This is a genomic window from Streptomyces sp. NPDC088745 (genome assembly GCF_044751045.1).
GTDB lineage: Bacteria > Actinomycetota > Actinomycetes > Streptomycetales > Streptomycetaceae > Streptomyces > Streptomyces cremeus.
Genome location: NZ_JBIVLB010000027.1, coordinates 1 through 9869, shown reverse-complemented (window position 1 = coordinate 9869; position 9869 = coordinate 1). Strand labels below are relative to the sequence as shown.

The 9869-nt window shown below is 70.5% G+C and carries 8 protein-coding genes; all 8 read right to left on the bottom strand.

Annotated elements, in window-relative coordinates:
• Window positions 1–118: 118 nt before the first annotated feature.
• The 8 genes from ACIP93_RS36950 to ACIP93_RS36915 all read right to left on the bottom strand — a co-directional run bounded on the left by ACIP93_RS36950 (window position 119) and on the right by ACIP93_RS36915 (window position 9735).
• Window positions 119–1351 (bottom strand): ATP-grasp domain-containing protein, encoded by a 1233-nt coding sequence (locus ACIP93_RS36950; RefSeq protein WP_401766644.1) that lies wholly within the window; start codon window positions 1349–1351, stop codon window positions 119–121.
• A gap of 44 nt (window positions 1352–1395) precedes the next feature.
• The gene (locus tag ACIP93_RS36945; RefSeq protein WP_401766641.1) at window positions 1396–4146 is read right to left on the bottom strand and encodes an FtsK/SpoIIIE domain-containing protein; all 2751 of its coding nucleotides are present in this window, start codon (window positions 4144–4146) and stop codon (window positions 1396–1398) included.
• Window positions 4147–4330: 184 nt separating this feature from the next.
• Window positions 4331–4723 carry a hypothetical protein gene (locus ACIP93_RS36940; RefSeq protein ID WP_401766638.1) on the bottom strand — a complete coding sequence of 131 codons (393 nt, stop codon included), beginning with the start codon at window positions 4721–4723 and terminating at the stop codon, window positions 4331–4333.
• Window positions 4724–4796: 73 nt separating this feature from the next.
• Window positions 4797–5750 (bottom strand): hypothetical protein, encoded by a 954-nt coding sequence (locus ACIP93_RS36935; protein WP_401766635.1) that lies wholly within the window; start codon window positions 5748–5750, stop codon window positions 4797–4799.
• A gap of 128 nt (window positions 5751–5878) precedes the next feature.
• Complete coding sequence (locus ACIP93_RS36930) at window positions 5879–6796, bottom strand: DciA family protein (RefSeq protein WP_401766633.1); 918 nt, start codon at window positions 6794–6796, stop codon at window positions 5879–5881.
• Between the two features lie 31 nt (window positions 6797–6827).
• A complete protein-coding gene (locus ACIP93_RS36925) occupies window positions 6828–8096 on the bottom strand; it encodes a hypothetical protein (protein WP_401766631.1) in 1269 nt (422 codons plus the stop codon).
• Window positions 8097–8329: 233 nt separating this feature from the next.
• A complete protein-coding gene (locus tag ACIP93_RS36920) occupies window positions 8330–8875 on the bottom strand; it encodes a WhiB family transcriptional regulator (RefSeq protein ID WP_325750318.1) in 546 nt (181 codons plus the stop codon).
• Window positions 8872–9735, bottom strand: a complete 864-nt coding sequence (locus ACIP93_RS36915; protein ID WP_401766628.1) for a RusA family crossover junction endodeoxyribonuclease — start codon at window positions 9733–9735, stop codon at window positions 8872–8874. Before ACIP93_RS36915 ends, ACIP93_RS36920 begins: the two co-directional genes overlap by 4 nt.
• Window positions 9736–9869: the final 134 nt, after the last annotated feature.

The window sequence follows — 9869 nt, the reverse complement described above, 5'->3', positions numbered from 1 at the left end:
GGGGGGGGGGTGGGGGGGCGCGCCCCCCCCCCCCCGGGCCGGGGCGGGCGGGGGGGGGGGGGCGGGGGCCCCCCCCCCCCCCCCACCCCCGGGGCCCCCCCCCCCCCCCCCGGCGGCGCTACTGGATGTGGAGCCCTTCGCGTTCCCACTGCCGCAGCAAGGCGTAGTCACGGTCGATGATGCTCTGGCTCTCAGCGGCGAGGTAGACGTAGCCGGGGGAGCTGGTCAGGTCGCTTGTGCGCTCCAGCGGTTCGCCGGGGGTGATCGAGGAGCAGACCGCTATCGCGCTGGGGAGCGTGGCTACCGTGCCGGCGGCCTCCGCGCTGGCACGGCCGGGGGTGGGGTTGATGAACTCGACGTTGCGGATCCGTCCTGGCCAGAAGGTGAGCTGGTCGTCGAAGTTGAGGAGGGTGCGGGGGTCGACGAGGGTTGCTGCGAGTAGAGCGGTCTGGGAGGTCCCCAGGTACTTGTCGATGATGTCGGGGGAGGTGGCACCACCGAGTCGGGCGCCGGTTTCGATCAGGACGGGGCCGCGGGCGGTCAGCATCACCTCGGTGTGGGCAGCCGTCTCCTGGATGCCGAGTGTGTCGAGGACACGGCAGGTGTAGGCCTTGAGCAGCTGTGCCTCGGCGGTGTGCGGGGCGACGGGCTCTTCGTAGTCGTACAGGGGCATGGGCCCGTCGGAGGCCCGCTTCGTGTAGCGCCAGATCTCCGCGAACCGGTGGGCGCCGCCCGAGCTGACCGAGTTGATGTAGTACTCGTCGCCGGACAGCCGCTCCTGGACGATGACGGCGGCATTGCGCTGCCCGAAGATGTTCGGCTTGGCCAGGATCGCCTCGGTGGCGTGGATGATCTCTTCAGGGGTCCGGCAGAAGCGCACACCGTCGGTCGCCGCGCTGGCCAGGGGCTTGACGACCGCTTCAGTGAGGTCGGAGGCCGTGAACCATTCGGCTGCGGCCGCCGGGCTGCTCACCGTGGTTCCTTGCGGTACGTCGAGTCCGGCGCGTTCGGCGGTCTGGTACATCAGCGCCTTGTCCCGCCGTGCCAGACGGCCGGCGGGGGTGTTGGTGGGGAGGCCGAGCTGCTGGGCGAGCGTTTCGGCCAGCGTCACGCCGGATTCGGAGCCGGCGATGACCCGGGAGATGCCGAGAGTGGCGAGCTGCCCGGCGAGTGCGGGGATGTCGTCGGCGTAGCCGAAGTCCAGGGAGTAGTCGTCGGGGCGGAAGGTGCGCTGCAGGAAGCCGTTGGTGCGGGGCTGGCTCTGGACGTGGATGCAGTTCACGCCGAGGTCGCGCAGGCGGCGGGTCAGGCTGGCGCCTGTGGAGTAGCCGTCGACGATGCAGATCTTCATGTTCTTCCTAGGTTCTGGCGCGGGGTGAGGTGTGCTGCGCGAAGTCAGTTGTCGAAGCCGGACATCCAGTTCCCGGCCGGGGGCTGGTCGGAGGCTGGTTGCTGAGGCGCAGGGGCGGCAGGTGGCGGCTTCGGTGCCGGAGTTTCCGGCAGGCGCGGCTGCTCCGGTTCGGCCGAAGGGGCCGAAGGTGTCGCGGGCGACTGCTTCGGGGCCGGTGTCTTCGACAGGTCCGGCTGCCGGGGTTCATCCGCTGGACGTGGTGAGGGCGCCGGTGTCGAGTCGGGGGTCGGTGGGGGCTCGTCGACGAGGTCGCGGCGGACCCAGCGGGGGTCCTGACCGCCGTCCTTGTTGGGCACGAGCACCTGCACGTAGCCGAGTTCGGCGAGGTGCGCGCGGGCCAGGTCCTTGGCCCCGTGAATGGTGACGGTGGGGTCCCACGGCAGGGGCGTGGTGTCGTCAGGCAGGAACATGATCTGGGCCTGCTGGTAGCCGTACTTGGGGTCGTAGCCCCAGGAACGGCCCTTGGGGGTGCCTTCGGCCGGGAAGCGGGTGCCGTGGTCGGAGTTGAGGATCTGCTGCGATTCGTACTGGTCCAGGGGGCCGACACCCAGGCGTCGGCCGAGCTGGGAGCGCAGCTGCATGCCGAGGATGTCGCCAGCCGGCTTCTGCGCGGCGCAGGCAATATTCGTCTCCAGGGCGCGGCCGAGGCGGGCGACCTTCTCGAGCATCGCCTTGGCGTCGTTCTTGAGTTCCTCGATCTCCTTGTTCGCGGACTTGGCGAGGTAGTCGGCGATCTCGTCGAAGAAGAGGATCAGCCGGCCCGGGATGGTGTCGTCGTCGCGCAGGACGACTTCGCCTCGGGCGACGGCGTCGCGGAGAAGTTGCAGGTTGCGGCGCCCGTACTTGTTCAGGAGAGACTGGCGCTTGTCCATTTCGCCGGCGAAGGCCTGGATGGCCTCGTAGATCTCTTCGTCCGTCGCGGCGAACCTGATGACGGCGGGAAACTCGGGGGTCCAGGTGAAGTCGGTGCGCTTGGGGTCGCAGACGATGAGCTGGTAGATGGTCGGGTCGTACAGGGCGGGGAAGAGGATCAAGGACAGGGCGACGGACTTGCCGGCGCCGGTCTTTCCACCGATGAGGGCGTGGGGGGTCTGCTGCAGGTCCCAGTCGAGCCAGCCGCCTCCCTTGACGGGCCCGAAGCGGATGGTGCCGCGGCGGGCGAGGGCGAGGAACTCCTTGAACTCGGGACTGCCGGGTTCGGGGAAGGCGAGCTGGGTGGGCAGTCTGGGGACGGCGCTGACGGTGACCCGGCCTTCCGCCTCGCTCCATGCGTAGTGCCAGTCGTTGGTGTCGGTGAGGGAGTCGGTGTGCTGTTCGAAGGCGTCCCTGGTCTCCGGCTTGGTGACGTCGTAGGCGCCGAAGGTCACGGTGAAAGACTCTGGCCGCTCGACGGGGGAACCCTTGCTTCCTCGGTGGCTGCTCCAGGTGTGGATGTCCACCTCGACAGGGTCCTGGCCGCGCTTGGTGGGGAACTTGGACTCGACGACGGCCTGCAGCCGGGCTGTTTCCCGCTTCCGCACGGCGCGGGGGTCTGCGTTGGGGACAGCCTCCAGGACCAGCCGGTTGGTGTTGTCGAAGGACTCGAAGGACCATTTCGGCAGCCAGGTCCGGTCCGGAAGAGTTTTCGACAGGGCGGTGTCGAGGGTGCGCTCGATGCGGGTGCGCAATTCCGGTGCGGCAACGTCCAGGGTGCCCAGGCCGATGGTGATTTCACGGGGTGTGTTGGCCTTGGGGTGGTTAGGGTCGTCGATCCACCTGGTGATGTCGACGGTGAGCTGGCCGGCCTGCCGGGCCGGGATCTGGGCGGTGATGAGGTCGGAGATGAAGCGGGTGCCCTGCTTGCGGATCGCCTCCGGTGAGCCGGCGGGCACTGCGCGGATTGTGAGCTCCCCGGGCTGCCACGTGTAGATCCACACGTGGCCGCGGTCGATCTGGGCGTCGATGACGCGTTCGACATTCTCCCGGAAGGCGCGCTGGGAGACGTCGTACGCGCCCAGGGTGACAGTCAGCTCGGTGGGGGCTTCGCGGCCGTCGCGGTCCTCCCAGGCGCCGACCGCGACGGCCACGTCGACGTCGACGCCTCGGGGCGCGGGGAAGAGCTGGCCGATGACTGTGTTGATCCACCGCTCGTCCTGCATACGCAGCAGTCGCGGGTCGCCCTCGTCGACGAGGTCGCACGCCAGAGAGCCGGGGTTGGCCCAGTCGAAGACCCAGCCGGTGCTCGGTGGGATGGGCGCGGCTTCGACGGCTTTCTCGGCCTGCCATCGGGTGCGGGCCTGAGCGGCTGGCGCCGAGGGGGCGATCATGATGCGTGCGGCGGCGATCACGGTGGAGCGCCGCCAGCGGGTGACGCGGATGTACTGGCCTTCGTTCACCGGCCGGGTAGCGGTGGGAGCCGGCAGTCCGCATGGCTTCATCACGCGGCCGTACAGTTCGGACAGAGCTCGCCGCTGGCGGGGGATGACCCGTGCGGCCCGGCCGATGGTGTACAGCAGGGCGGTGACGGTGACCGAGGAGAGGACCTGCCACTGGCGCCACTGCAGGTACCAGGCTCCGGCCAGCAGCGACATGACCAGCCAGTTGAGGAGGACGTGCGGCACTTTCCCGAAGGCGCGACTGCGGTCGCGGCCCAGGGTGAATGCCAGCCACGTTCGGGTGTGCGCGCCCACCGGCCATCCGGGCCCGGCGGCAGGCCGGCGGGCGGCGGGGCGGCGGCGTTTTCTGGCCGCGGGCATGAGGGTGGTCCTCCCGAGTCGACAGCGGTGTTACCCGGATCGTGCTCGGCAAAGCGGACAGCTCTGATCCGCCGGTCCGCAGCCGGCGAGCAGGGAGGTGGGCGGGAGCCGCGCTCCCGGCTTGGTGTGACGGTGGCCCGCGTGAGATGCCGACGGGGCACCGTCACCTGCGGACTTGGCCGGGCTATGCGAGCGTCGCGCCAGGGTTGAACCGGTCGTAGGCGAAGCCCTGCCAGATCTCCCAGGCGGTGCTCACGTGACCGGTGCCCGCCGCCTTGCCGGTAGCGGCCCAGAAGGGGCGCAGGACCAGCGCACGGAACTCCGGCGGCCGGCATCCGATCGCGTGCGTGACCAGGTGGGCCGTGTGGTTGAACTGACCGGGGCCGTGCAGGTGGCCGCAGCAGGGAGCACGCCAATCGACGACTCGGTGTCTGGCCGGCACCCGGTGGCGGTCCATGTGGGGACGGTAGTGGTCGCGGATGACGTGGTCACCGTGGGCCTTGGCCGCGTCGAGGTTGGTGTAGGTGCCCAGTGTCTGATCGAACTTCTGGATGTTCCAGAGGCTGGTGCTGGTCATGGTTGGGGTCCTCGGTTTCGGCGGCGCGTACGGATCGCTGCCGCTCGGGGTCGGCAAGATGTCGGCACGCGGGTCATCGCAGATGGGTGTCGTCATGGAGGGCGACCCTGGCCAGCTCGATGCTCTGATCGGGCAGTCTCCACCACATCAGGCGGGGCGCGGCCGAGGTCTGGTTCTTGAGGTGGCAGCGCATCGCGACGGCCTGGTCGGCGCGTACGAGCGGGACTCCGCCGCGCTCGTCGCGGGCCCGCATCCGGTGGACCTGTCGGCCGGGGATGGCGGCGGCGAGGCCGGTGAGGACTTCGACGGTCACCTCGACGATCTTGCGTCGGTCCACGAGTTCGATGGCGTGCAGCGAGGTGAGCCAGTCCGGGCCGAGAGTGAAGGGGGCGAGCGGCTGGTTGGGGCGGTCCGGCTCGGCGATCATGCGTAGCCAGCATTGGTCGAGCTCATAGCGGAACTGCTGTTCGGGGTCGGCGTAGATGGTGGGGGTGTCGATCTCGGCTCGCTCTTCGGCTGCTCGCAGGGCCTTGCTGAGCCGTCGTACGTCCTGGCGCAGCGATGAGGTGGTGCGCTTCTCGGCCGCCAGCAGGGTGCGCAGGTGCTCGATGTCGTCCGGCGCATGGCTGCTGTGGTCGCCGGGCACGGGCGGGCGGCTGTTGCCGGGCTGGGGCGTCGTGGTGCTGTAGACGAGGGTGCGCCCGAGCAGCTGGTGCTTGATCTCCTGGAGGGCTTCGTCGCTGCGGCCCGGGGTGATCTTGACGAGAGGATGCCGGTGCTTGGGGTCGTCCGGAGCTGCGCCGGGGCGGACGATGCGGACGGCTCCGCCCCACACGGCCAGGTCAGGCATCAGCTCCCGCAGGTTGCGGGCGGCTGTGTGCGTGGTGAGAACCGCGACTTCCGCCTCAGGGTTGATCTGGTCGTACAGGCGGATCGGATCGATGAGCGGGACGCCGTCCTCGCGGCGGGGATCAGGAGACAGCACCGCCACGGGGGCTGTGCGGGACAGATCGAACAGATGGTTCATGAAGGCGGCAGTGTCCGTGTCACCGACCTCACGTACAGGGCGAGACGTCGCCGCGGTGCTCTTTCCCGGCGCGCTCGGAGGGGGGCTTGGTACAGGCATGGGACGGCTTCCTTTCTCTGAGTCAGATGTCAGCTGGCGTAGGCGTAGAAGGCCTCGGAGGTGGGAGGGGTGGATTCCTCCCTCGCTATGGCAAGGACCTGCTCGCGGGTGGCTCTGCGTGCCCGCCGGATCCGTTCACGCTGCTCGCGGTACTCGGCACTGGGGGCGTCGCCCGGGTGCGGGCGCGCAGGAGGCGCGGGTGTTCCTGACGGCTGCGGGCAGGTGGGCTCTCCAGCTGCTTTCCGTGCGGCCCGGGCTTCCGCCTGCCGGGCCCGTTCCTGCTGGTACTCGGCGGTGGGCGGTGCGGCGCGCTCCTTGCGGAGTACCGGTGCAGGTGCCTCGAGGACCGCTGGCGCAGCGTCGTGGGGTGACGCGGCGGGGCGGCCGCTGCGGAGCTGCACGTCGAGTCGGCGCAGCGGGCTCGACCGGCGCTTGCCCTGGTGCGTCGGGGCCTGGAGCCGCTCGAACTTCTCGTTGACCTCGGCGATCACCTGGGCTGACAGGAGCCGCAGGTTGGCCGCCCATGACGCGGATTCGCACAGGACTCGCAGGGTGCCGGTCTCTTCGTCGAACTCTTCGGCCTTCCAGTGGGTGGCACGTGTTTCACCGAGGAGAGAGGGCCACTCCTTCTTCAGGTCCGCTCCCGCAGCTTCTCCCTCCCATTCGTTGTCCACCACCAGCTGGCTGATGATGCTGCCCAGGGGGTTGGGGTCCCGGCCGTCAGCGCCGTTGGCCCGCCGGGGAGCAGCAGCCCGCTTGCGTTTGGTCTTGACGGGGTTGTTCTTGGCATCGGCCCTGGCCCGTCGCAGAGCGATTCGCGCCAGGTCAGCGCCTGCGGCCGACTCCGTGGCTGCTTCGGTGGACGGGGCGGTGGGGAGAGCAGCGGCGTCCGCATTCGGTGCACCGGTGAGGTCCGGTTCCAGGTGCACGGCGGGGTGTGCCGTCATGTCGTTCGTCCTCCTCGTGCTCAAGTGCGGGTCAGCAGGCGTTCTGCAGGCGCGGGTTGTTGTGGAAGCGGATGCAGGCGTCGACGAGCTGCGCGGTGTAGAGGCGGGATGCCTCGGCCACACCGAGGCCGTCGACGGCGGTGAGGACCAGGTCGGTGTCGCCGTAGTGCTTGAAGCGCCCCCAGGCGTCGGCCCTCATCTGCTGCACGAGGCTGGCATCGAGCTCGTCGATGGTGGTGGCCGCCGCGAATTCCTCGATCTTCTCGGCGTTGCCGGCGCCGTCGTTCCTCAGGGCCTGGACGGCGTTGGTGAACTCGGCGGTGGGCGGGGTGGCCCGGGCTTCGTCGGCCAGCCGCTGCGCTGTCTCCCGTTCCTGGGCGGCGTCGCGCTGGAGCTGTGCGGCGACGTAGGCGTGCGCGCGGTGGGGGCGCCAGCGCGGTCCGAAGTAGTGGCTGGGGTTGATCTCGTGGAGCCAGGCGTGGACCTGCTGGAGAGATGCGCCGGCGGCGGCCTTGTCGACCAGGACCCAGGACAGCTGCTCGATGCGGGTGCGCTGAAGCCAGTTGTGGAGCGGGCGAAGCGCTCGGGCGAACCGGTCGGCTACCTGGTACGCCGCCGCGGTGACGGGGCGGCCGAGGACGGACTTCTTCTTGGGCTGAGTGCTCTTGTTCGCTCGCGCCTGGCGCGTAGTTGTTGATCTACCTCTCACGTCAGCTTCAGGGGAGTGGGTGGTGGTGCTACGGGAAGGGGGCTCACGCCGGGTCTGATCTGCTGTTTCCTGTGCGGCGGCGATGGCCTGGGCCCGGCCTTCGGGGGTGAAGCCGGTGTGCCTGGCGGTGTATCCGTGGCCGGACAGGCGGTGGCCGTGGGCAGCGTCGTAAGCCGGCGGGATGGTGGCGCCGTAGACCGTGGCTGTGGCGGTGTACGGGCGGCCCGGGAGACGGAGGTTGCGGCGGCTGCCGTGCTCCAGCCAGACGAGTGCGCCGAGCTCGCGCAGGACCTTGATGTGCCGCTTCACGGTGGCGCGCGATATGCCGACGCGCCGGGCGGTGCCTTCGAGGTCGTACAGGACGATGCCCCGCTGGAAGTCCATACGGGCAGCGAGGTCGAGGGCGACGTCGACCGTCGTGGTGGCCAGCGCCTTGGGATGCGCGCCGCTGTCGATGAGCCAGGCGACGGCCCGGAGCCAAGCGCGGGGTTGGCAGCGCCGGGACCGAGTGGTGATGACGTCCTGCTCGGAAGACGGGACAGGCTCCAGCCGATGCGGCTCGGCGTGCGGCTGGTGGGACGGGCGGCGCATGAAGAGGGGCTCTCAGTGTTTTCGGGCAGCACAAAGCCAGGCGTGGCTGCCGCTCAGGTGCGGAGGAAGAAGGGGATCCGCCTCAGGGACGGGCGCTTGCCGGCTGGAGACCGGAAGCGAGGTAGCCGGGGCCGGCGGTCAGCCGCTGTGGGCGGCGGAGGCCGGCCCCGGTAACGCAACGGGCGAGGAGGCCACTCTCGGCCTGCCGCAGCTCGCGCTGTCCGATGTCACGGTCAGAACCAGGGAAGGAGCTGTTCGGCGGTGCTGAGGACCTTCTTCGGGGTGAGGGGGTTGCGTCGCGGCCGTCGGCGCACGTTGCAGGAGCTGCGCTGCTTGCGGCGGATCGTGCGGGTGGAGCATCCGAGCTCCTCCGCCATCTCCACCTGCGTGAGCTGGCCGACCGCGGTCATGGCGGCGACCTTCTCGGCGTCGACCTCGTCGTAGGTGCGGCGGACCATGAGGTAGATGTCCGTGTCCTCTTCGGCGAAGGGGGCCAGGCCGAGGCTGCTGCGGATCCGCTCGCGGTCGGTCTCGGTGGTGCCGGCGACGATGCCCTTGACCGCATGGTCCGTCACCGCGGCGAACAGGCAGGACTCCAGCATCGGGCAGGCGGCGCACAGGGTGCGGGCCTGGCCGAGGGCCTCGCGGAAGTCCGCTTCCTCGTCGGTGAACATGGCGAGCTGGTCCCCGTCGAGCATCTGGTCGTTGATGCCGGAGCCGGACAGGTCCTCGAGCAGTCGGAAGAGGTCGGCGTGGGTGATGCAGGGTGTGGTGCTCATGCGATGTCCTGGCGGAGAGCTGCGGAAGGTGCAGGGGCGACGGCGATGGTGACGCCGGGCTCCGGAAGGGCCCAGTCGTGCGTTCCCAGCGGCGTGGGATAGGTCTTGTGGGGGCCGATGTCGTAGCCGACGATGCGGGAGTCCTCCGTGTAGACGCGGAAGGCCTTCTTGTCGGCAGGAGACAGTGCGTCCTGGACGGCGCGGATCAGCTTGTCGATGTCGGGCTTGGTCGCGGCGTGGACGGCTCTGGTCTTGGGCGCGCTCTTGGGCCGGGGAAGGGTGAAGACGGCCGACATGACGAGGGGGCAGTTCGCCGGCTCCCAGTTTGTGCCGCAGGCTTTCCGCGCGGCCGCGTTGATCTGGTGGCGCCACTCGCGGAGTTCACGGCTGTACTTGACGACGCCGGGAGCGGGAACTTCGACAGAGCCTTGGGTGACGGGCGTTCCGATGACGGTGAAGGTCAGTCGCCTTTCGGGGAGGTTCTGCAGACTGCCGAGGGCTGCTTCACTGACGGCGGCCAGCCGCGGGCGCGACGTCTTCTTCTGCGGGGTCGCGGGGGCCGCCGCCCCCCGCCGGGGGGGGGGGGCGGGGGGGGGGGGGGGGGGGGGGGGGGGGGGGCCCCCCCCGCCCGCCGGGCTGGGGGGGGGGTTCCGCCGCCGGCCGGGGGGTGCCTCACGGCCGGCGGCCCGCCGGGGGGGCGCGGTCGTCGGCTGCGGCGCCGCGCCCCCCCCCGCCCCCGGCAGGGTGGTGCGGCAGTGGGGGCAGCGGGTCGTGGTGGGGCGGAGCACGGCACGGCATGACGGACAGGGGCGGTAACCGCCTTCGGTGATGAGGCGCTGTATGTCGATGCTGGTGCCCATCGTGCGTCCTTCTCTCGTTCGGGCCCGGTGGGGGGGGGAGCGCCCCCCCGGCCCGTGCCCCCCCCCCCGGGGGGGTCAGGGGGCGGGGGGCGCGGGGGCGGCCGCGGCCCGCGGGGGGGGGGGCCCGCCCGGGG